The sequence below is a fragment of the Micromonospora fiedleri genome, from assembly GCF_016774385.1.
Classification (GTDB): Bacteria; Actinomycetota; Actinomycetes; order Mycobacteriales; family Micromonosporaceae; genus Micromonospora; species Micromonospora gifhornensis.
In genome coordinates this window covers 552,698-574,233 of the sequence record NZ_JAETXL010000002.1, presented here as the reverse complement: position 1 = coordinate 574,233, position 21,536 = coordinate 552,698, and the positions used below count along the sequence as shown (strand labels likewise).

Here is a 21,536-nt window from a genome sequence, read left to right as displayed (position 1 = left end):
CGTCCCTTGTGGTCGATCTGTCGACTATCCGACCCCCGTGCCCGGTAGTCGGCGGGTCACCGGATCAACTGCCGAGGGTGTACGTGCCGGCGCGCGGCACGGTGACCACGGTCCAGCCCTCGTCGGCGGCGACGGTCGCGCCGTCGGAGGCGGTCAACCAGCGGCTGTGCCGGACCCGGATCGGCACTGTCCCGGCACTGGCGGTGCGGAACGTGACCGAAGCGCCGTCGGCGTGCAGCACCTCGCCGGGCGCCCCGACCAGGGGCGTCGGGTCGCTGACCGCGTACAGCCGCCAGTGCCGGTCGGACCAGACCTCGGTCAGGTACGGCAGCCCGCCGTCGACCAGTTCGGCCTCCGCCCGACCCACCCAGGACAGTGGGGCGTCCGGCACCGCGACGTACTGCACCGCGTTGTCGTCCAGCCAGGCCCGGTAGCTGTCGACCGTCAGCGGTACGCCGGTGCCGGTCGCACCGGGCACGGTGGTGAAGAACAGCGGGTTACGGTCGATGTCGGCCTGCCGCAGCCAACCTCGGGCCAGCGGCACCTCGCCCAGCCGGGCCGCCTCCCAGTAGTTACGGGTCGGCGGCACCTCCACCCGGCCGGTGAGCCCACGCCGCTCCACCTCGGCGCGCAGCGGGGCGTAGTAGCCGGGGTCGCCGGTCGGATCGCCGATGCTCCGCAGGTCGGCGGGGACCACCGGCGGCTGCCACCAGCACACCACCGCCAGCAGCACAGCCAACGCGACCGCCCCGACCCGCCGTGGCATCGCGCCCACCGACGGCGGCAGGGCAGGCGGTTCCGGCGGTGGCTGGGCGGCCGGGGGGCCCGTCCGCCGGGCCGATCCGAGCCAGGCGGGGCGGTGAGCGGCGGCGGCCAGCAGCGGCAACGCGAACATGCTCGCCAGGCGGGTGGCGTTCAGGCCGACCGGGGTGTGTACCAGCGCCGCCGCGACCACCCCGGCGGCGGCCAGCAGCGCCCCGACCCACACCGGCCGGTACCCGACAAGCACGGCCACCAGCAGGGCCGTCACCGTCGCCCGGATCGTGTCGGTACGGCTGATGTTCATCCAGCCGCCGTCGCCGAACAGCAGCGCGGTCACGGCCAACGGCAGGGCGGCGGTCACCGCCAGGGTCAGCCCGTCGGCGTACCGGCGCGACAGCAGCAGGGCGACGCCGGCCAGGCCGACGAAGAGGCCGGCCACCGGACTGGTCGCCGAGGCCAGCAGCGCCCCGACCCCGGCCAGCACGAGCGGCAGCCGACCGGAGCGGACCGGAGCAGCCCCGTCCGGCTCGGACGATGCGCCGGACGATCGCCAGGTGAGGGCGAGCAGGGCGGCCAGGCCGAAGGCCACCCCGAGGCCGTACGTGATCCGGCCGGAGATCAGGTTGCCGGCGATGGTGACCACCCCGACCAGGCTGCCGAGCAGCGGCCGGGGCACCCGGGTACGGACCAGCAGGGCGGCCAGCGCGGTCGCCGCCGCGACGAGGGCGACGACGCCGGTGAGGCGTACCCCGAGCAGGGCCATCACCGGCTGGGCGAGCAGGCTGTAGCCGAACTGCTGGACCCCGCCGTACCAGCGAAGGTCGACCGGGGTCGGGCCGTGCGCGGCGAAGAAGTCGGCCCGGGCCACCTGCGCCGCCAGGTCCGAACCCATCGCCGGGAGGATGAGGTACGCCACACCGAGCGCACCGGCACACGCGGCGGCCAGCGCCACCACCCGAGAGCCCCGCATGCCCACCTCCGTACCGCGCTCACGGTACTGGCAGCATGGCGGGCGTGCCCCATCACCTCGTGCGCTGGACTGGACTAGCCGGATCGATCATGTTGGCGGTGGCTGCCTTCCTCGGCGGAGCCCTGCCCGACGGGGACCTGCGACCCGACCCGGTGAAGATCTGGCTCGGCCCGAACGGGCCGTGGATCATCGGGTTGTGGCTGTTCGGCACCATCGCCATGGCGGTGGCCTGGTGGGTGCTGCGGGACCGGGTGCCGTCGGCCCGCTGGGCGCTGACCACCGCCGCCCTGTGGATCCTGCCCTTCCTGGTCACCCCGCCGCTGGGCAGCCGCGACGCGTACGCGTACGCCTGCCAGGGGGCGAGCTACGCCAACGGCATCAGCCCGTACGAGTACGGCGTCTCCACCCTGCCCTGCCCCTGGCTGGACACCATGTCGTACATCTGGCGGGACACCCCGGCGCCGTACGGTCCGCTGTTCGTGGTGATCTCCGGCGCGGTGGTCGCCGCGACCGGGTCGCTGTTCGGCAGCATCGCGTTGTTCCGGGTGCTCGCGGTGGCCGGTGTGGTGCTGACGGCGGCCTGCCTGCCGGTGCTGGCCCGCCGCTGCGGCGTGCCGGTCGGCCGGGCGCTCTGGTTGGCCCTGGCCAGCCCGCTGGTGGGGGTGCACCTGATCTCCGGGGTGCACAACGACGCGATGATGGTCGGGCTGATGGTGGCCGGACTGGCCATCGTGGTCACCTGGCCGGGCCGCACCTGGCACCTGCTGGCCGGGGGATTGGTGCTCGGCCTGGCCGCCGGCATCAAGGTCACCGCGCTGGTGGTGGTCCCCTTCGCGGCCCTCGCCGCGATCCCTAACGGTTTCTCGCTGCGCGGCCTGCTGCGCGACGGTACGCCGGTGGTCGGTGGCTCGGTGGCCACCCTGTTCGGGGTGACCCTCGCCGCCGGCCTGGACCTCGGCTGGATCACCGGGCTCTCGCACGGCAACGAGGTGATCGCCTGGACCTCGCCGCCGACCGCGGTCGGACAGACCATCGGCTACCTGGCGTTGCCCTTCGGCCTGCACATCGACGCCCTGCCGGTGACCCGGGGCATCGCCATGGTGGTGCTGGCGGCGCTGCTGGTCTGGCTGTGGTTCCGGGCCCGGTACCGGGAACCCCTGTGGCACGCCGCGCTGGCCCTGACCGCGGCGGTGGCGCTGGCCCCGCTGTTCCACCCCTGGTACTGGTTCTGGCCGCTGGTCCTGCTCGCCGCCACCGCCCACCGCACCTGGTGGTTCAGCGCGGTGACGATCTACTCCGCCTTCCATGTGCTGGCCGACGGGACCGGGCTGCCCCGGCACACCAAGACGATCGGTGCCCCGCTGATGACACTGTTCGTGATCGTGGTGGCGGTTAGCTTGGTACGGTCGGCTCGGGCGACTCGCCGACCCGTTCCCGTGGACTGAGGAGAGGTACGCCGGTGACCGACCCCGGCGCCCCCCACCCCGACCCGGCCTCGACCACCGAGGCCGGCTCGACCATCGGCCGCGAGGGCTCGACCATCGGCCGCGAGGGCGGCTCGATCGCCGATCGCGAGGCCGGTTCGGTCACCGGTCGTGACCGGGTCGCCCGGTGGGTCGGGCTGGCCGGAGCGGCGCTGCTGGCCGCCGCCTCCTTCCTGGGCGGTGCGCTGCCGGAGCGGACCACCAACCCTGCGGTCGACGGCCCGCTGACCGTGATCCTCTGGCTGGCCGGCACCACCGCCATGGTCGGTGCCTGGTGGGCGCTGCGTGGTGGTGCGCCGTCGGCGGCCTGGGCGTACCGGACTGCCGGGCTGTGGGCGCTGCCGCTGCTGTTCAGCGCCCCGCTGGGCAGCCGGGACGTCTACTCGTACGCCTGCCAGGGCTGGGTGTACGCCGATGGCGGTGACCCGTACGCCATCGGGGTGGCTGCGGCCGGCTGCCCCTGGCTGGACGCGGTCGCGCCGGTCTGGCGGGACACGGCCGCCCCGTACGGCCCGTTCTTCGTGCTGCTCGGTGCCCTGGCCGTGGTGCTCGGCGGTGGCCTGGTCGGCACGGTGGCGCTGCTGCGGGTGCTGGCGGTGGCCGGGTTGCTGGTGGCGGCGCTCTGCCTGCCCGGGCTGGCCCGGGCGGCCGGCGTGCCGACCCGACGGGCGACCTGGCTGGTGCTGGCCTGCCCGCTGGTCGGCGTCCACCTGGTGGCCGGTGCGCACAACGACGCGGTGATGCTCGGCCTGCTCCTGCCCGGCCTCCTGCTCCTGGTCCGCCCTCCCGGCCGGCCGGGGGTGCTGGCGGTCGCCGGGCTGCTGGCCGCCGGGGTGCTGCTCGGGCTGGCGGTGTCGGTGAAGGCCACCGCCGTGGTGGTGCTGCCGTTCGCGGCGCTGGCCGCGGTACGCGGTCGACACACGGTCGCGGCGCTGCTGCGCGACGGCGGGCTCCTCGCCGTCGGGGTGGTCGGCGCGCTGGTGGTGACGTCGCTGCTGCCCGGTCTCGGGCTGGGCTGGATCGGTGGGCTGGGCAGCAGCGGGGACACCGTGCAGTGGACCTCGCCGCCGACGGCGGTCGGCATGGTCGTGGACTACGTCGGCAGGTTGGTCGGCCGGCCACCCGGCGCGGTGCCGGTGACCCGTGTCGTCGGCCTGGTGGTGCTGGCCGCGTTCCTCGTCCTGCTCTGGTGCCGAACCTGGTCCGCCCTGCGCACCCCGGCCGCCCGGTCCGACGGAGCCGGAGGGTGGGTCATCAGGTTGGCCGCACGGGCCGGCGTGGTGCGTCCCGCTGATCCGAGGACGCCGCCGGGGGAGCGGCGGTTGAACCTCGGTGCCGCCGGCATGGCGTTGGTGGCGACGGTGGTTCTCGCGCCGGTGTTCCACCCCTGGTACGCGACCTGGCCGCTGGCGCTGCTCGCGGTGACGGCGACGCGTACGGCCTGGTTCGCGCTGCCCTGCGCGGCGGCGTCCTTCCTCGCCCTGCCCGACGGCAGCAACGTGGCCCGGCTGGTGAAGGCACCCGGCGCGGTGGCGATGACCCTGCTGGTGCTGGCCGTGGTGCTCCGCGCACCCTCCTGGCTACGACGCCCTCCCTGACCGCCGGTCAGCGACGGCTGCCGCAGGTGGGGCAGGCAGCGGCGGCGGACGGGGTGCCCAGGCGGCGGCGCAGGGCGACGGCGGCCGGCAGCAGGGCCGGTCCGAGCAGGGCGACGGCGAGCGCAACGCCGACCATCGTCGGGTACGTGGGGCGTGGGGCACCACTGGCGAGACCGTCCACCGCCCCGGCCAGCAGGTGCACGTTGAGCAGGCCGACCGGGGTGAGCAGGGCCATCGCGGCCCAGCCGCCCCGCGCGTCCCGCCGCATGCCCAGTCCGATCGCCAGCAGGAGCACGACCAGCAGCAGCACCGTGCCGATGGGCGGCTGGAACTCTCCGCCCCCACCACGGTAGGCGCTCCAGTACGCACCGACCCCCATCGCGTACGAGAGGAGACCACCGCCGACCGCCGCCGTCACCGGCAGAACTCGGGCCGGCACCGGCAGGCCGTCATCGACCGCGAGCGCCAGCACGCCGAGCGCGACCATCGGGGCCACCACCAGCAGCGGTGGCCGTGGCACACCGGCGAGCACGCTCACCGCCGGCACCGCTGCGGTCATCAGCAACGCCACGCCGATCGCCACTCGGGCGGGTCGGCCCGGTGCGACGGCGACGACAAGCGCGGCGATCAGCCAACCGCACCATGCGACGATGCCGACCGAGACGAATGGGCCGAACACCGGCACGCCTGCCTCGGCGGGCGGCAGTTGCTGCTCGGCGAACACCCAGAAGCCGGCGAGGAAGGCGGCGGTGGTCAGGGCGAGCAGCCCGGCCAGGCGTACGCCGGGAATCAGGGCGGCGGCGCCGGCGGCGCGCAGCCGCTGACGCAGACCGCCGCGCCCGAGGTCCGTGGCCTCCGCGAGGGAGGGCCAGCGCCGATCCGGTCCGGCCAGGTCGAGGTACGTCCCGATGATCTCGTCGCCGCGTTCGCGCCGGTAGTCCGCCGGGTACGCCCGCAGCAGCCGTCGGTAGCGTCGCTCCAACTCGTTCATGCCAACCCCCCGGCCGTACGCGGAGTCAGCGCCTGGGTCTTGTGGGCGCGCAGCCGAGCGGTGGCCGCTTCGACGTTGCGCCGCAGTCGTTCGGTCTCGGCGGCGAGGATGCTCGCCCCGCTGGGGGAGAGGCGGTAGTAGCGGCGCAGCCGCCCGTCGACGGTCTCCTCACGGTCGAGTTCCACCAGCCCGGCGTCGGTGAGCCGGTCCAGCGCGCCGTAGAGGGTGCCGGGGCGCAGCGAGAGTCGTCCGTCGGAGAGAGCGGCGACCTCGCCGATGATCGCGTAACCGTGCATCGGCTCGCGGGCGAGCGCGGTGAGGATGAGGTAGGTCGGTTCGCGTAGCGGCGTATCCATGGCCCGAATATATCGGACGCGAAGGTATTGGGTGGGGTCACCGGATGTCGGCGGCGTGCAGGTGTCGGGTGGCGGCACGGTCGATGCTGGTCCGCGCCAGGGAACCGGCCACCCCCAACCCGGTCGCCGCGCTCAGCACCACGATGGCGAACACGATCGGCATGAACACCGTCCGGACCACCATGGCCCAGCAGCCCTTCAAGCCGATGCGACCGCCGTCCCTGGCCCGTACGAGCTGCGTACCGGTGAGGACCGCACCGAGCGCGCGGCCGTTGCCGTAGCCCAGGCCGTACAGCATCGGCACCACGAAGCACGACGCGATCGCCAGCACGGTGACGGCGTCGACGGAGAGGCCCTGCCCACCGTCATGCAGCACCGCCAGCACGACGACACAGACCCCCACCCCGAACAGGCACGCCACCGCGTCGACGAACCAGGTCAGGAACCGCGCCACCACACCCGCCCGCACGTACGGGGTGCCATTGTCGAATGTGGCCACCCGTTTGGCGCTGCCCGGTCCCCAGGCCTGCTCCGCGTACGCCTTGGCGGCCTCCAGCCGGGTCGGCGGCCGGTCGAATCCGCGGACGGTCATGGCACTCTCCTGTCGATCTTCTGTCACGTTGCCGGCATAGTCTGCGGCAGCTTCGACAGGGTGACCGGACAGGGGTGACGCAGCAGTTGTCGGGTGACCCCCGACGCGGTCGGGCCGGCCCCGCGAACGCGGAGCCGGCCCGACCGGGAGCTGATTGTGATCAGCAGTCGAAGTACATGGCGAACTCGTGCGGGGTCGGGCGCAGACGCACCGGGTCGACCTCGTTGGCCCGCTTCCAGTCGACCCAGGTGGAGATCAGGTCCGGCGTGAAGACGCCGCCGTCGAGCAGGTAGTCGTGGTCGGCCTCCAGCGAGTCCAGCACCGCCGGCAGCGAGCCCGGCACCTGCTTGACGTCGCCCCACTCCTCCGGCGGGAGGTCGTAGAGGTCCTTGTCGATCGGGGCCGGCGGCTCGATCTTGTTCTTGATGCCGTCCAGGCCGGCCATCAGCATCGCCGAGAAGGCGAGGTAGACGTTGGCCGACGGGTCCGGCACGCGGAACTCGACGCGCTTGGCCTTCGGGTTGCTGCCGGTGACCGGGATGCGGGTGCAGGCGGAGCGGTTGCGCTGCGAGTAGACCAGGTTGACCGGCGCCTCGAAGCCCGGCACCAGACGACGGTACGAGTTGACCGTCGGGTTGGTGAAGGCCAGCAGCGACGGGGCGTGGTGCAGCAGACCGCCGATGTACCAGCGGGCGGTCTCCGACAGGCCGGCGTAACCGGTCTCGTCGTAGAACAGCGGCTCACCGTTGAGCCAGAGGCTCTGGTGGGTGTGCATGCCCGAGCCGTTGTCGCCGAAGAGCGGCTTCGGCATGAAGGTCGCGGTCTTGCCGGCGGCCCAGGCCTGGTTCTTGACGATGTACTTGAACAGCTGCATCTGGTCGCCGGCGTGCAGCAGGGTGGAGAACTTGTAGTTGATCTCCGCCTGGCCGGCGGTGCCGACCTCGTGGTGCGAGCGCTCGACGGTGAAGCCGGTGTCGATCAGGCGCCGCACGATCGAGTCGCGCAGGTCGGCGTAGTGGTCCACCGGCGGCACCGGGAAGTAACCACCCTTGTACGCGGTCTTGTAGCCGCGGTTGCCGCCCTCTTCCTCGCGGCCGGTGTTCCAGGCGCCCTCGATCGAGTCGATGTAGTAGAACGACTGGTGCGCCGAGGTCTCGTGGCGGATCGAGTCGAAGATGTAGAACTCCGCCTCGGCACCGAAGTACGCGGTGTCCGCGATGCCGCTGGCGGCGAGGTACGCCTCGGCCTTCTTCGCCACGTTGCGCGGGTCGCGGGAGTACGCCTCGCGGGTGAACGGGTCGTGGATGAAGAAGTTCAGCGCGAGGGTCTTCTGCGCGCGGAAGGGGTCGATGAAGGCGGTCGCGACGTCCGGGAGAAGGAGCATGTCCGACTCGTGGATCGCCTGGAAACCGCGGATCGACGATCCGTCGAAGGCGAGACCGTCGGTGAAGAAACCCTCGTCGACAGACTCCACCGGCAGGTTGAAGTGCTGCATGACGCCGGGTAGGTCACAGAAACGAACGTCGACGAACTTTACGTCCTCGTTCTTGAGGTAACGCAGGAGTTCCTCGGGATTGGCGAACACTAGTCCTCCTGGCACGTCCACGGGTAGCTCGGCTCCTGGCGACGCTATGGCCGTGGGGTTGCCCGGCCATGTCTCCAGTGTTTCTGCCGTGTTACGTCCCTCGCGGTGTGTCACGGCTGACATGATGCGGACGCCGAAACCGGAGGGACTGGTCCGGCTGTGCCAGTCTAGTGAAACTTCCTGCTATTGGTCCGATTCCACACCACGCGCACGGACCTGTTCCGGGCCGGTAGGGCAGCGCTGAGTAATCTTGGCCGCTGTGACAACCCAGCCGCACGCTTCGCCGCCGCCCGCAGCCGACCCCGACTTCGTACCGGCCGAACTGGGCCGCCGCTTCGGAGCGCTGATCATCGACTGGGTGCTGTGCCTGCTCGCCGCCGGCCTCTTCGCCAGCCCGACGCGTGACGGCTGGGCGCCGGTACTCGTGCTGATCGTCGAGTACGCCATCTTCCTCGGCCTGTTCGCCCAGACCCCTGGCATGTACCTGACCCGGATCCGCTGCGTCGCCTGGTCCGACGGCGGCCGCATCGGCCTGCTGCGCGCCCTGCTGCGCGGTGTGCTCCTGGCCCTGGTGGTCCCCGCCCTCCTCATGGACCACAACCGCCGCGGCCTACACGACCGCCTCACCAACTCCGTAATCACCCCCGCCCCCCGCTGACCCCACCCCCCCGCACCCCCACCACCACCCCCACGTTCCCGCGATCTTGCACTTCTTGACCCCGCAAAGCGTCTCAATCCCGGCATAACGGCGACCAAAAGTGCATGATCGCCGGGGCGGGGCGGGGCGGGGCGGGGCGGGGGGTGAGGGGGTTAGCGGCCGCGCATTTGGCGGAAGGCGCCTCGGGGTGGGCGGAGGTTCTTGGGTACGGCGCCCTTGGGCATCTGCGGGCGGGCGGTGAGCGCCTTGAGCCGCTTGTCCAGGGAGTTGACGTCCTTGCCGCTCAGGTTGCGAGGCAGCCGCATCAGCGTCATCCGCAGCTTACGGATGGGCAGTTCGCCCTCTTCCTGACCGATGACGTAGTCGTAGAGCGGGGCGTTGCCGATCACCTTGGCGAGCCGGCGCTTCTCCTGGCTGAGCAGGCTGCGTACCCGCTGCGGGTTGCCCTCGGCCAGCAGGATCACCCCGGGGCGGCCGATGACCAGGTGAACCATGTCCATCTGGGTGGTCGAGCTGACCGCGGGGGAGACCCGCCAGTCGCCGCGCATGCTCTCCATGATCTGCGCGGCCGCGCCGGGCTGGCCCTCGGCGGCGTTCATCATCGCCCGGTTGGACCGCAGGTTGAGCACGATCAGCAGGCAGAGCAGGGCGAACAGGATGCCCAACGGCAGCCACAGCCAGCCCCAGAGCACGATCGCGACGACGGTCAGCGCGAGTGGGATCAGCACCGCGCCGGCGGCCAGCGGCGCGAACCACTTGTCCTGCTTGGCGGTGAACCGGAACACCAACCCGATCTGCTTCAGCCGCTGGCCGAACGAGACCTTCTCCTGGGGCTTTGCCATGCCGTCGAGTCTAGTGGTCGCGCGCCGCGCCGTTGATCGGCGTCCGGTCCCGGTCGGTCGACTCGGCTGATCATCGGTCTGACCGGGGCCGCTGGGTCAGCCGTGGGGCAGGTAGACGTGCCAGCCGTCGACGGTGAACCGGTCGAGGGAGTCGAGTCGCTGGTCGAGGCGGGCCGCGAGCGGGGACCCGTCGGGCGCGACCCAGGCCGCCCCGACCGCCGCGTGGACGGCCGTGCGGTACGGGCGGTAACGGTCGTGGCCGGGACGCAACTCGTCGTCGACGACCGCGCAGATCACGTCCTCCCCGCTGGCGAAGGTGAGCCGGTTGCAGGTCCAGTAGGTGCCGTAGACGTGCCGTACGCCCTGTTCGCGTAGCGCGGCGACCAGCGCGGTGTGCCGCCCTTCGTCGGCGTGCACGGCCGGCACCCGACCCACCGCGCCCGCCGTCGCGACGATCGCGGTGCCCAGCGCCGCGGTCAGCACCAGCACCGCCGCGACGCGGACGGCAGCGGCAAGCTGCCGGGTCAGCCGGTGGTCCGCCGCGACACCGGTGGGCAGGCGTCGCCGGCGGGTCGCCCTCCATACGGGCCACAACAGCACCGGTACGGAGATCAGCAGGCAGGACAGGTAGCGGGAGCTTTCCACAGGCGTCCGCCCGGCCGCACTGCTGACCGTGTACGCGGCAATGGTCGCCACCGCCGCCCCGACCAACGCCAGCGTCACCGCCGCACCCACCCGTGCCGCCGCACCGCCACCCGCTGCGGCCCCCGGACCCGCTGCTCCGGAGGCAGCCGTGGCCGTTCCAGCCGGGGTAGGGGAGGTGAGCGGGTGGCGGAGGGTGTGCCAGGCGGTGAGGGTGGCGGCGGCCAGCAGCACCGGCAGCGCCACCGCCCACCAGAGCTGCCAGCCGGCGCACCGGCCCGGGTCACAGAAGCCCATGCCGAGCGCCGGGCCGAGCACCAGCCCGCCGTACAGCCGGTCGAGCCAGCCGGCGGGCTGCTCGGCGCCGCTGGCGGTGAGCACCGCCGTGAGCGGGTTGCGGCTGGTCACCAGGCTGTCCACCAGCAGCGGTGCCGCGCCGACCAGGGCACCGAGGGTGAGCAGCCCGCCCGCTCGGCCACGCAGCTCACGCCAACCGAACGCGATCAACACCAGCCCGGTGCCGGCGACGTACGGCAGCACCAGCGGGTCGACCCAGACCATCAGCCCGGCGAGTAGACCCCACGCCGTCGCGCGGGGCAGCCGTCGACCGGGACGCCCGACCGCCAGGTCGTACGCCAGCAGGGCCAGTGCCGCCCCGGCGACGTTCATCTCCGGGTAGCCGCCGCCGGCGATCAGCTGGTTCTTGACGATCCGGTCCGAGCCGAGGGCGAGCAGGCCGACCACCAGCAGGGCGAACCAGTGGTCCCCGGTCAGCCGTAGCGTCAGCCGCCAGATCAGCAGCACGAACAGCGCGTACATCGCCAGGGTGGGCAGCCGGAGCACGAACGTCGACGGGCCGGCCACGGCGAACAGCGGCGCGGCCAGCCACGCTTCGAGGGTGCCCATGTACGACTGGCCGTAGAACCAGACGGGGAACTCCTGGCCCCGCGAGATGTGCAGCGCGGCCAGGCCCATGGTGGCCTCGTCGCTGTTGGTGGGCGGCGCGTCGAACAGCATCAGCCCGAGGCGGTAACCCACCCCGGCGAGGAACGCGAGCACGGTGAGCAGCACCGGCAGCCGGGGGCTGCGCGGCAGCCGGAGCGAATCGGGCAGCGTCCGCAGGGTCGCCGGGAGCGCGCGCAGCGCGGGTCGTGGCTCTCGGCGTACCTCGGTCACCTGCCGATCATGGCACCCGGCCGCCGCCTGCCGACGGCGCTCGCGCGGCGCGGCGGCCGGGAAACTCAGCCGGCGACGGTGACGCCCTCGCGGGCGGCGAGAGCCTGCTGGTAGAGCCGGCCGGCACGGTACGACGAGCGCACCAGCGGCCCGCTCATCACCCCGGCGAAGCCGATCTCCTCGGCCTCGGCGCTCAGCTCGACGAACTCCTCCGGCTTGACCCAGCGCTCCACCGGGTGGTGCCGGGGCGTGGGGCGCAGGTACTGGGTGATGGTGATCAGCTCGCAACCGGCGTCGTGCAGGTCGCGCAGCGCCTGAGAGATCTCGGCGCGCTCCTCGCCCATGCCCAGGATCAGGTTGCTCTTGGTCACCAGGCCGGCGGCGCGGGCCTGCCGGATCACGTCCAGGGACCGCTCGTAGCGGAACGCCGGCCGGATCCGCTTGAAGATCCGCGGCACCGTCTCCACGTTGTGCGCGAGCACCTCGGGCCGGGCGCTGAAGACCTCGGCGAGCTGCTCCGGTACGGCGTTGAAGTCGGGGATCAGCAGCTCCACGCCGCAGCCGGGCTGGAGGGCGTGGATCTGCCGAACCGTCTCGGCGTACAGCCAGGCGCCGCCGTCGGGCAGGTCGTCACGGGCGACGCCGGTGATGGTGGCGTACCGCAGGCCCATCGAGACCACGGACTCGGCCACCCGGCGCGGTTCGTCGGCGTCGAACTCGGCCGGCTTGCCGGTGTCGATCTGGCAGAAGTCGCAGCGGCGGGTGCACTGGTCACCGCCGATGAGGAAGGTGGCCTCCCGGTCCTCCCAGCATTCGTAGATGTTGGGGCAGCCGGCCTCCTGACACACGGTGTGCAGCCCTTCGCGGGAGACCAGCCCGCGCAGTTGGGTGTACTCCGGGCCCATCTTGGCCTTGACCTTGATCCACGGCGGTTTGCGTTCGATCGGCGTCTCGGCGTTGCGGGCCTCGATCCGCAGCAGCCGTCGCCCCTCGGGGGCGGGCGTCGCGGTGCGCGTGGCCTGGCCGGTCGTCGGTGCGGTGTGCTCGATCGTCACAAAAACGAGCCTACGCCGGATGGTGGCTGTCGATGAACAGCGGGCGACCGCCGTCACCCCGCAAATCCTGTGACGCCGGACACCGGGGACGGGAAAAACGGGTAACACGGCGACGGCGGGTGCTGCTAGCGTCTCCCGCACGAAGCGACGACGGAGCCGAGTAGCGCCCCGATCCGCCAGTTGAAGAGAGCCGCCGGTTGCTGCGAGGCGGTCTGGCACCGGGTCGCGAAGACCCTCCCGAGCTGCGGGAAGAACAGCCCAGGTGAAAGGAAGGGCCCCCTCTTAACGCCTCCGGTAGAGGCGGGGCCCCTTCTTAACACCCAGAGCCCAGTAGAGCCCGCCCGGCTGGCCCCGGTGAAAAGGCGACGAACGAGGCTTCCGCTGCGGCGGGAGCGAAGGTGTGGTGGCACCGCGAGGTTCCCGCTCGCCCACACCTCCCGGGGATCGCGTTGCGATTGATCGAGGAGGTAGCCGTGCAACGCATCCTGTCCGACCAGCTCACCCGGTACACCGGCGGTACCGTCCGGATCGCCGGCTGGGTGCACCGCCGCCGACTGCTCAAGTCGGTGGCCTTTCTGATCGTCCGCGACGCCGCCGGCCTCGCCCAGGTCGTGGTCACCGACCCGGCGGTACGCGCCGAGATCGAGGCGTTGCCCGAGGAGACAGTCGTCGAGGTGGTGGCCACGGTGGCGGCGAACCCGGCCGCGCCCGCCGGGGTCGAGCTGACCGACCCGACCGTACGCCCGCTCGGCCCGCCCGCCGTACCGCCGCCGTTCGACCTGTACCGGCCCACCCTCACCGCCGGCCTGCCCACCCAGCTCGACCACGCACCGGTCGCGCTGCGCCACCCGAGTCGTTCGGCCGCGGTGCGGGTGTCGGCGGCGGCGGTCGCCGGGTTCCGGGCCACGCTGGACGCCCGCCGGTTCGTGGAGATCCACACGCCGAAGGTGGTCGCCTCGTCCACCGAGAGCGGGGCGAACGTGTTCGCGCTGGACTGGTTCGGCCGGCCCGCGTACCTGGCGCAGTCACCACAGTTCTACAAGCAGCTCATGGTCGGTGTGGTCGAACGGGTCTACGAGGTCGGGCCGGTGTTCCGGGCCGAGCCGCACGACACCGTACGGCACCTGGCCCAGTACACCTCGCTCGACGCCGAACTGGGTTTCATCACCGACCACCGGGACGTGATGGCGGTGCTGCGGGACACCCTGGCCGGGATGCTGGACACCGTCGCGGACCGGGCCGGTGCCGCACTGGCCACCCTCGGCGTGACACCACCGCAGGTGCCGGCGCGGATTCCGGAAGTCCACTTCACCGAGGCGCTGCGGATCGCCGGCGCTCCCGCCGACGAACCGGACCTGGCGCCCGCGCACGAACGGGCGTTGGGCGAGTGGGCGCGGCGGGAACACGGCTCGGACTTCGTCTTCGTCACCGGCTATCCGATGGCGAAACGACCCTTCTACACCCATCCCGACCCGGCCCGGCCGGACTACTCGAACGGCTTCGACCTGCTGTTCCGTGGCCTGGAGTTGGTCACCGGCGGCCAGCGCCTACACCACCACGCCGACTACCTTGCCGCCCTCGCCGCCCGCGGTGAGCCGGTCGACCCGTACGCGGGCTACGTCGACGCCTTCCGCCACGGCCTGCCCCCACACGGCGGCTTCGCCATCGGCCTGGAACGCTTCGTCTCCCGCCTCACCCGCGCCCCCAACATCCGCGAGGTAACCCCCTTCCCCCGCGACCTCCACCGCCTGACCCCCTGAACCTTCCAGGAGTTGATCAAGAGGTTTGCGTCGGCGACAGCACGATTCCCGACGCAAACCTCTTGATCAACGCGGCGAAACCGTGGGGAGGTGGGTTTCGACTACCGGGAGGACGTCGGTGACGGTGATGGGGCGGTTCAGTTCGGCGGAGAGGGAGGTGACGCCGGCGTCGCGGATGCCGCACGGGACGATCTTGTCGAAGTGGGTCAGGTCGCAGTCGCAGTTGATCGAGAAGCCGTGCAGGGTGACGCCCTGGGCGACCCGGATGCCGATGGCGGCCACCTTGCGGGCCGGGCCCCGGTCGTCCTCCGGCACCCAGACGCCGCTGCGCCCCTCGATCCGGCCGGCGGTCAGACCGAACTCGGCGCACACGTCGATCAGCATCTGCTCGACCCGCCGCACGTACGCGACCACGTCGATCGGGTCGGGCAGGCGCAGGATCGGGTAGCCGACCAGCTGCCCCGGACCATGCCAGGTGATCTTGCCGCCCCGGTCCACGTCGACCACCGGAGTGCCGTCCATCGGGCGGTCCCACGGCTCGGTGCGCTTGCCGGCGGTGTAGACGCTCGGGTGTTCCAGCAGCAGCACGGTGTCGCCGGACTCACCGGAAACCACCGCGTCGTGCAGGCGGCGCTGCTCGTCCCAGGCGGCGGTGTAGTCGAGGACACCGGCGCGTACGGCCGTCAGGCCGGAGGTCGTCGTGGTCACGCGTTCCAGCCTAGACCCGTACTCGCTGGTCACCTGGGGTGAGCCGGCTCACCTGCGATCAGTCCTCGCGGACCCGCCAGAGCCAGACGTCCTCGACCCGTTCCGGCTCGCCGAGCAGCATGGTCAGCGTCCGGCGCAGCGCCTCCTCGTCGACCGGCCACTTGGCACCGTGCACCTCGTCGGGGAGCACCACCGTCTCGATGCGCCAGTGCTCCAGATCCGCCCGGACCTCCTCGCGGGTGCCCTCGGTGACGATCGGCGGCAGGCCGGTGCGGGCGGCCTGGTCGAGCAGGGCGCTGAAGGGCCGGGGCACCGGCCCGATCCGGCCCCGGCCGTCGGGACCGCCGGGGCCGAGGAAGAACCCGGACGGGATGGCGAACTCACCCTGCCGGTTGGCCAGGGCGTACGCCTGCCAGCGTTGACCGTCGGGGTAGACGTCCAGGGCCAGCGGGGCGGGGGTCAGCACGCCGCCGGGGGAGACGTACTCGCGCCAGGCGCCCGAGGTGATGAAACGGGGGATCGGCTCCCGTTCGATGGTCAGCAGCGGCGTCGGGAACAGCGGCAGCAACGCCGCCACGAACCCGAGCGTCCAGGCCACCGCCGCCGCCCGTCGCGGTGGTCGCTGCCGCAACTGGTCGATGGCGTACGCCAGCAGCACGCCGATCACCGGCGTCACCACCAGCGCGAGTCGGGCGGGCAGCGCGGCGTTCACCACCGGCAGCTGCCCGAGCAGGTCGAACGGCATCGGCAGGTCGGTACGCCGACCGTCCACCTTCGCCACCGGCCCGAAGGAGAGCACGGTGAAGACCACCGCCACGATGCCGAGTGCCCACAGGGTGGCCCGTCGGCGCACATCGGCGCGTCGCCACAGCAGCACGAAGCAGCAGAGCGTCAGCACCAGCAGCGGCCACCCGAAGAAGGAGTTCTCCTCGGTCGGGTTCGGTGCCAGCGTGGTACGCAGACCCGCCTCCCCGGCCAGCGAGCGGCGCGGGAACGCCGCGTACGCGGCGATGTCCTCCGAGTGGATCACCGCGTCGAAGCCGGTGCCGTGGAAGCGCTGCGGCCCGGCGAAGTGCAGCCACAGCGGGTACGCCAGCAGCACCCCGGCGACCACCGCGGTCACCGCGAGGCCGCGCAGGAACGACGGCAGCACCGCCCGCGCCTCCGCCCGGTTGGCCGGGTGCAGCGCCCACACCGCCACGAACAGACCGAGCGCCAGGGCGGTGAAGAACAGCCCCTCGGCGGCGATCGAGAAGGAGATCGCGACGAGCACGCCCAGGATCACGCCGTCGCGCAGCCAGTGCCCCGGGCGGCGCAACGCGAACAGCCGCCACACCAGCAGCGGCACCAGCCAGCCGGCGGTCCAGTTCAGGTGGGCGTTGGCATGCGAGACCATGCCGGGGGAGAAGCCGATGAACAGCCCACCGACGGCCGCGGCGAGCGGACTGCGGACCAGGTGCCGGGAGAGCAGCCAGTACCAGGCGATGGCGGTCGCGGCCAGGTTCAGGGTGAGGATCACCAGAAAGGTGGCCGGCGGCCCGATCAGGTACGTCAGCGGGGCGAAGACCACCGCGTACACCGTGATCGAGGTGTTGACCGCGAGGTTCACCCCGTCCGGGACGTTGATCAGGTACGTGTAGAGCGGGTTGTCCCCGTGGCTGACCGCGTGCCCGCCGAAGGCGAGCAGCCATTCGAACAGCGCCTGGTCGCTGGAGTTGACGGTGATCGCGCGACCGTTGGGGTCGCGCCACAGCCCGCTTGTCACCCAGACGGCGAGCGCCAGCGCGACGAGTGTCGCGATCAGGTCGGCGCGTCGATCACGGGTGGCACGTACAGGCGAGGTGGGCGCGGACGCCACGGACGGCGAGGTGGGCACCTAGCGGACGTTACCAACCGCACCCGGACACGCCGGCACTTCCGGGTGCAAGTCAGGGGCCCACACCCGGACATCGACGAATGTGTGCATCCTCACCATGTCATCGGCCGGACGCAGCTGCGTAACCTCGCGGCAATCATCGGTGACCCAGCTCACACCGTCCCCTGGAGGTCCCGTGCGCCGCATCCGTACCCGTTCCGGCCGGCTGGCCGGCGTACTGGCCGGTCTGGTCGTGGCCGCCGCCGCGCTGGTGGCCGTCGCCACCCCCGCCCAGGCGGCGTCCCTGACCCAGGTCGCCAGCTTCGGCTCCAACCCCGGCAACCTCGCCATGTACGCGTACCGGCCGGACAACCTGCCGTCCGGCGCGCCGGCGGTGGTCCTGCTGCACGGCTGCGCCCAGGACGCCGCCGGCTACTTCGCCAACTCCGGCTGGCGCAAGTACGCCGACCAGTGGAGGTTCGCGGTGATCGTGCCCGAGCAGCGGTCGGCCAACAACTCCAGCGCCTGCTTCAACTGGTTCGAGACCGGCGACACCAGCCGGGGCCAGGGCGAGGCGCTGTCCATCAAGCAGATGGTCGATCACGCCCGGTCCGCCTACGGCACGGCCGCCAACCGGGTGTACGTCAGCGGCCTGTCCGGCGGCGGCGCGATGAGCGCGACCATGCTCGCCACCTACCCGGACGTCTTCGCCGGCGGCTCGGTGATCGCCGGCATCCCGTACCGCTGCGCCACCGGGATGGTCAACGCTTTCTCCTGCATGAGCCCCGGGGTGGACAAGACGCCGGCGCAGTGGGGTGACCTGGTGCGCGCCGCGTACCCCGGCTACACCGGGGCGCGGCCCAGGGTGGCGATCTGGCACGGCACCGCCGACTACACGGTGACGCAGGCCAACGCCGTCGAGTCCCGCGACCAGTGGACCAACGTGCTCGGCGTGTCGCAGACCCCGACCAGCACCTCGGCACTGCCCGGCGGCACCAGCCTGGAGGTGTACGGCAACGACGCGGTACGCCTCTACCGGGTCTCCGGCATGGGCCACGGCACCCCGGTCAACCCCGGCTCCGGCGTGGATCAGTGCGGCACCGCCGCCGCGTACTTCCTGAACACCATCTGCTCGGCGTACCGGGACGCGCTCTTCTTCGGCCTGGACGGCGGTGGCACGCCCTCGCCCACCCCGAGCCCGAGCCCGAGCCAGACGGTCTCCCCGAGCCCGACCGTGTCGCCGCGCCCGACCGCCACGCCGAGCCCGACGGGTGCCCCGGTCTGCGTCACCGCCAGCAACTACGCGCACGTGATCGCGGGCCGCGCATACCACTCCGGCGGCTACGCCTACGCCAACGGCTCGAATCAGCGAATGGGTCTCTACAACACCTTTTACACCACCGCCCTGCGCCAGGTCGCCGCCAACCACTGGACCATCGGCTGCTGAGCGGGGCCGGGATCAGTCCTGCAACGCGGCCGCCAGGGCGCTGGGCAGGTCGGGGTGGCGGAAGGTGAAGGAGGCGCGGGTCAGCACGCCGGGTAGCACCCGGGTGCTGGTCAGCGCCTCCTGGGCGAAGCCACCCAGGGCCACCTTCAACGCCACCGCCGGGATCGGGATGACCGCGGGACGGTGCAGCTGGCGGGCCAGTTCCCGGGTGAACTCGGCGTTGGTGACCGGCGCCGGGCCGACCACGTTCACCGGCCCGGCCAGGTCGGCGCGGGCGAGCAGACAGGTGGTGGCGTTCAGCCAGTCGACCATCGAGATCCACGGAATCCACTGCCGGCCGCTGCCCAGCCGCCCGGCGATGCCGAGCTTGAACGGCAGCAGCATCGGCTTGAGCAGCCCACCGTCGCGGTGCAGTGGCAGACCGGTGCGCAGCCGCACCACCCGTACCCCGGCGTCCTCGGCCGGTCGGGTCGCCGCCTCCCACACCCGGGCCACGTCGGCGAGGAAGCCCTCACCGGCCGGCGCGTCCTCCTCGACCACCTGGTCGCCGGTGTTGCCGTACCAGCCGATCGCCGAGGCGTTCAGCAGCACCTCCGGCCGATCCGCGGCCGGCAGCCCGGCGATGGTGATGGCCAGGGTGCTTGTGGTGTCCACCCGGCTGGAACGGATCAGCTGCTTGTACCTGTCGTTCCAGCGGCGGTCACCCACCCCGGCACCGGCCAGGTTGACCACCGCGTCCGCCTCGGCGACCAGAGCCGGGTCCAGCTGCGCCGCCGACGGCGACCACTGCCGCTCGTCGGGGGTACGCGGTGGCCGCCGGACCAGCCGGGTCACCTGGTGCCCGTCGGCGACGAGCAGGTCGACCAGCTGGGTGCCGAGGAAGCCGGACGCACCGGCCATGAGGATCCGCATGCTCATATCTTCGGGTACGCGCGACCGCCAAGCCGAGTCACCTCCGTCACCGGGGTGGACTGGATCTCCAACGCTTCACGACATCGTCGATGGCCGCGACCAGTCTGGCCCAGCTGTCCAGGCGGAGAACAGGGCCGGTCGGGTCGAGTCGTTCCAGCAACTGCCTGCGGTGTTCGTTGAAGCGTCCGACCACCGTGTCGCGCCGTCTACCGGACTCCTCAGACGCTGCCAGCAGGCAGGAACGGAGAATGCTCTTGGGATCAGCCCGTGACTCGACCTCGTGAGGTCTCGGAAGGTTCAACCTTGCTCGTCCCCGGGGGTTGCCGGCGACGTGACGGATGGCGGCTTCGTCCAGCAGCAGCCATGCCTCGGTCATGCGAACCGGAATGACCGGGACGAGTTCGGTCGACACCCCCAACGATCGCACCGCCGACTCGATCTCCAGTCGGCGGGCGTGTTCCCCCGCGTTGTCCGCGTCCCGATGGACGACGATCACATCGACCGGATCCCCGACGAGTTCGAGCCCGGCCCGCACCCGGGACGCCACATCGCGGCCGACTCCGGAGAGGCGCGAGAAATCGGGTGTGGCCAGGTTGACTGGGCAGCCTTTGTGGAAGAACAAGCGCTCGATATGCGCGGCCAGGGGCCCGTCCGAGGTGCCCTCTGGTACGAACAGGCCCGAGTGGGTTTGGGTGATCATGCGGTCAGGCCCGGGGGAAGGCGTAGCTTGGCCTCGGGTGGCTCGGCAAGGTAGGCCACGACGTCGGCCATCGAGAAGGCTGGTTTTCCTCGTTTAGCCCGCCACGACTGGCGGTACGGCAACAGGGACAGAGCTCGCGCTGCCTCACCGGCGGGAGCCGCCTTCAGTCGCAGGTCAGCGAGCAACAGATCACCAGGATCGCAGAGCTGTACCACCCCGGGCGAGTGGGTGTTGATGATGACTTGACGGAACGGATTGTCGTCGCTGGGCCGATCGGTGGGGTCGACGGCGAGGTCGCGGACGAGCTGCACCATGGCCGGCAGATTTGCCGGGTGGATGCCGTTCTCCGGTTCCTCCATGCAGATGAGGCCGGTGAACTCTGCGTCCTCCAGGAGGACGCAGAGCGCGAGGAAACGCAAGGTGCCCTCGGACAGTGCGCGTGCGGGAAGCCGTAGGCCCCCCCGCTCACGAAGGAAGAGCGTGAAAAGCTCCCGAGCTTCGTCGAACTCGACCGTCAGATCCTCGACCGCGACGCCGGAAAGGTCCGAGAGTCTGCCGGCCACCCTCGCGTAGACCCGATCCGGCTCGACCGACCAATCCCGGCCGTGTGCCACTCGATAGAGCGTGGCGGGAAGGTGGCGGCCGTTGGTGGCCAGTGATTCAGCTCCGGTGGTGCCGTCCGGTGTTCGCAACGCGGACGGTTCCAGGGCGAGCCGTCGCCAGCTTCTCATCTCGTTCCGCGCGGCCAGTAGCGTCGGATCGTCCGCGGTGATCTTCGTGCTCAGTACCGTCCGTACCACCCGGCCGGCCGGCCGGGACTTCTCCACCCGGTTCCGATGGTCGTGGACGTTGATCAACCGCTCGTTGCCGCTGCCGCCGTCGGTGGACAAGAAGACGCGATCCCGGTCTTCGCCGATCAGGACGGTATCGAGAAAGGCCGCAGCGGCGGGGAAGGCGAGTCGAGCGCGAGCGTTCGGTATCTGTCGCAGGTCCTCGCGGAGCAGATGAAGTCGTCCCACCGAATGCTCGCCGCGCGAGGACTCGTAGCTGAGCAGCACCTCGTATCGCAGGTAGGTGGCGGCCGGACGAGCCCGCTCGCCGAGCTCGTCCTCAACCTCGGCGGGGACGATCATCTCCGCTGCGATCTTGATTCGGTGCTCGTGTTCCCGGTAGCCGTCCCAGAACAGGTCACGCGGGTCGCCACCCTTGGACCCGGCCAGGCCGCGCACCCGCAGGGCGGCCTCGGTCAACGAGTCGGTCGCCAGATACGAGAGGAACTCGATGGCGTCGAAAAGGTTCGACTTGCCCATACCGTTGGCACCGGCGATACAGGTGAAAGGGCCGAACTCGACGTCTACGTCGAGCAGGTTCTTGAACCCCTGCACCTGGAGCCGCGTCAGCATGCGCTGAGCCTAGCCGGAGTTGTGTGTCCACCCGGTCCGC

At 71.6% G+C, this 21,536-nt stretch carries 18 protein-coding genes; 5 read left to right on the top strand and 13 right to left on the bottom strand.

Annotated features, from left to right (window positions below; all coding sequences use genetic code 11):
- Positions 1–64: 64 nt before the first annotated feature.
- Positions 65–1,732 (bottom strand): hypothetical protein, encoded by a 1,668-nt coding sequence (locus tag JMF97_RS06575; RefSeq protein ID WP_203220679.1) that lies wholly within the window; start codon positions 1,730–1,732, stop codon positions 65–67.
- Between the two features lie 44 nt (positions 1,733–1,776).
- Between JMF97_RS06575 and mptB (JMF97_RS06570) the strand changes: the two genes are divergently transcribed.
- Complete coding sequence (gene mptB / locus JMF97_RS06570; RefSeq protein ID WP_203220678.1) at positions 1,777–3,177, top strand: polyprenol phosphomannose-dependent alpha 1,6 mannosyltransferase MptB; 1,401 nt, start codon at positions 1,777–1,779, stop codon at positions 3,175–3,177.
- A gap of 116 nt (positions 3,178–3,293) precedes the next feature.
- On the top strand, positions 3,294–4,814 hold the full coding sequence (gene mptB, locus JMF97_RS06565; RefSeq protein WP_203220904.1) for a polyprenol phosphomannose-dependent alpha 1,6 mannosyltransferase MptB: 1,521 nt from the start codon (positions 3,294–3,296) through the stop codon (positions 4,812–4,814).
- A 7-nt stretch (positions 4,815–4,821) separates the two neighbouring features.
- Here mptB (JMF97_RS06565) and JMF97_RS06560 read toward each other — a convergent pair whose 3' ends face one another.
- From JMF97_RS06560 to glnA, 4 genes are all read right to left on the bottom strand, one after another.
- The gene (locus tag JMF97_RS06560) at positions 4,822–5,805 is read right to left on the bottom strand and encodes a hypothetical protein (RefSeq protein ID WP_203220677.1); all 984 of its coding nucleotides are present in this window, start codon (positions 5,803–5,805) and stop codon (positions 4,822–4,824) included.
- Positions 5,802–6,161, bottom strand: coding sequence for a PadR family transcriptional regulator (locus JMF97_RS06555; RefSeq protein WP_203220676.1), 360 nt, complete (start codon positions 6,159–6,161; stop codon positions 5,802–5,804). The genes JMF97_RS06560 and JMF97_RS06555 overlap by 4 nt, the downstream gene beginning before the upstream one ends.
- Positions 6,162–6,198: 37 nt before the next feature.
- On the bottom strand, positions 6,199–6,753 hold the full coding sequence (locus JMF97_RS06550; protein WP_203220675.1) for an RDD family protein: 555 nt from the start codon (positions 6,751–6,753) through the stop codon (positions 6,199–6,201).
- A 160-nt stretch (positions 6,754–6,913) separates the two neighbouring features.
- Complete coding sequence (glnA, locus tag JMF97_RS06545) at positions 6,914–8,338, bottom strand: type I glutamate--ammonia ligase (RefSeq protein WP_102657836.1); 1,425 nt, start codon at positions 8,336–8,338, stop codon at positions 6,914–6,916.
- 322 nt (positions 8,339–8,660) lie between these two features.
- On the opposite strand from glnA, the gene JMF97_RS06540 reads away from it, so the two are divergent.
- Positions 8,661–8,996 carry an RDD family protein gene (locus tag JMF97_RS06540; RefSeq protein WP_050814782.1) on the top strand — a complete coding sequence of 112 codons (336 nt, stop codon included), beginning with the start codon at positions 8,661–8,663 and terminating at the stop codon, positions 8,994–8,996.
- A 152-nt stretch (positions 8,997–9,148) separates the two neighbouring features.
- On the opposite strand, the gene JMF97_RS06535 is transcribed toward JMF97_RS06540, so the two are convergent.
- The 3 genes from JMF97_RS06535 to lipA form a co-directional block, all read right to left on the bottom strand.
- Positions 9,149–9,838: a DUF4191 domain-containing protein gene (locus tag JMF97_RS06535; protein ID WP_013735213.1), complete on the bottom strand. Its 690-nt coding sequence runs from the start codon at positions 9,836–9,838 to the stop codon at positions 9,149–9,151.
- A 96-nt stretch (positions 9,839–9,934) separates the two neighbouring features.
- The gene (locus JMF97_RS06530; RefSeq protein ID WP_438803747.1) at positions 9,935–11,602 is read right to left on the bottom strand and encodes a glycosyltransferase family protein; all 1,668 of its coding nucleotides are present in this window, start codon (positions 11,600–11,602) and stop codon (positions 9,935–9,937) included.
- A 119-nt stretch (positions 11,603–11,721) separates the two neighbouring features.
- Positions 11,722–12,768 carry a lipoyl synthase gene (gene lipA, locus JMF97_RS06525; RefSeq protein WP_203220674.1) on the bottom strand — a complete coding sequence of 349 codons (1,047 nt, stop codon included), beginning with the start codon at positions 12,766–12,768 and terminating at the stop codon, positions 11,722–11,724.
- A 416-nt stretch (positions 12,769–13,184) separates the two neighbouring features.
- Between lipA and aspS the strand changes: the two genes are divergently transcribed.
- On the top strand, positions 13,185–14,471 hold the full coding sequence (gene aspS, locus JMF97_RS06520) for an aspartate--tRNA(Asn) ligase (protein WP_203220673.1): 1,287 nt from the start codon (positions 13,185–13,187) through the stop codon (positions 14,469–14,471).
- A gap of 66 nt (positions 14,472–14,537) precedes the next feature.
- On the opposite strand, the gene lipB is transcribed toward aspS, so the two are convergent.
- Complete coding sequence (lipB, locus tag JMF97_RS06515; protein ID WP_203220672.1) at positions 14,538–15,179, bottom strand: lipoyl(octanoyl) transferase LipB; 642 nt, start codon at positions 15,177–15,179, stop codon at positions 14,538–14,540.
- A 58-nt stretch (positions 15,180–15,237) separates the two neighbouring features.
- Positions 15,238–17,055, bottom strand: coding sequence for a DUF6311 domain-containing protein (locus JMF97_RS06510; RefSeq protein ID WP_203220671.1), 1,818 nt, complete (start codon positions 17,053–17,055; stop codon positions 15,238–15,240).
- Between the two features lie 175 nt (positions 17,056–17,230).
- On the opposite strand from JMF97_RS06510, the gene JMF97_RS06505 reads away from it, so the two are divergent.
- On the top strand, positions 17,231–18,481 hold the full coding sequence (locus tag JMF97_RS06505; protein WP_203220670.1) for an extracellular catalytic domain type 1 short-chain-length polyhydroxyalkanoate depolymerase: 1,251 nt from the start codon (positions 17,231–17,233) through the stop codon (positions 18,479–18,481).
- A 12-nt stretch (positions 18,482–18,493) separates the two neighbouring features.
- Here JMF97_RS06505 and JMF97_RS06500 read toward each other — a convergent pair whose 3' ends face one another.
- From JMF97_RS06500 to JMF97_RS06490, 3 genes are read right to left on the bottom strand one after another with little or no spacing between them, the layout of a single operon-like run.
- A complete protein-coding gene (locus JMF97_RS06500) occupies positions 18,494–19,393 on the bottom strand; it encodes a TIGR01777 family oxidoreductase (RefSeq protein WP_203220669.1) in 900 nt (299 codons plus the stop codon).
- 46 nt (positions 19,394–19,439) lie between these two features.
- Entirely contained in the window at positions 19,440–20,093 is a 654-nt protein-coding gene (locus JMF97_RS06495) for a DUF4276 family protein (protein ID WP_203220668.1), read from the bottom strand.
- Complete coding sequence (locus JMF97_RS06490) at positions 20,090–21,496, bottom strand: AAA family ATPase (protein ID WP_203220667.1); 1,407 nt, start codon at positions 21,494–21,496, stop codon at positions 20,090–20,092. Before JMF97_RS06490 ends, JMF97_RS06495 begins: the two co-directional genes overlap by 4 nt.
- Between the last annotated feature and the right edge of the window lie 40 nt (positions 21,497–21,536).

What these genes read in the sequence shown, in the direction of transcription:
- JMF97_RS06560 (WP_203220677.1), bottom strand. Translation starts at nt 5,805, where the DNA reads ATGAACGAGTTGGAGCGACGCTACCGACGGCTGCTGCGGGCGTACCCG.
- JMF97_RS06555 (WP_203220676.1), bottom strand. Translation starts at nt 6,161, where the DNA reads ATGGATACGCCGCTACGCGAACCGACCTACCTCATCCTCACCGCGCTC.
- JMF97_RS06500 (WP_203220669.1), bottom strand. Translation starts at nt 19,393, where the DNA reads ATGCGGATCCTCATGGCCGGTGCGTCCGGCTTCCTCGGCACCCAGCTG.
- JMF97_RS06495 (WP_203220668.1), bottom strand. Translation starts at nt 20,093, where the DNA reads ATGATCACCCAAACCCACTCGGGCCTGTTCGTACCAGAGGGCACCTCG.
- JMF97_RS06535 (WP_013735213.1), bottom strand. Translation starts at nt 9,838, where the DNA reads ATGGCAAAGCCCCAGGAGAAGGTCTCGTTCGGCCAGCGGCTGAAGCAG.
- JMF97_RS06575 (WP_203220679.1), bottom strand. Translation starts at nt 1,732, where the DNA reads ATGCGGGGCTCTCGGGTGGTGGCGCTGGCCGCCGCGTGTGCCGGTGCG.
- JMF97_RS06490 (WP_203220667.1), bottom strand. Translation starts at nt 21,496, where the DNA reads ATGCTGACGCGGCTCCAGGTGCAGGGGTTCAAGAACCTGCTCGACGTA.
- JMF97_RS06550 (WP_203220675.1), bottom strand. Translation starts at nt 6,753, where the DNA reads ATGACCGTCCGCGGATTCGACCGGCCGCCGACCCGGCTGGAGGCCGCC.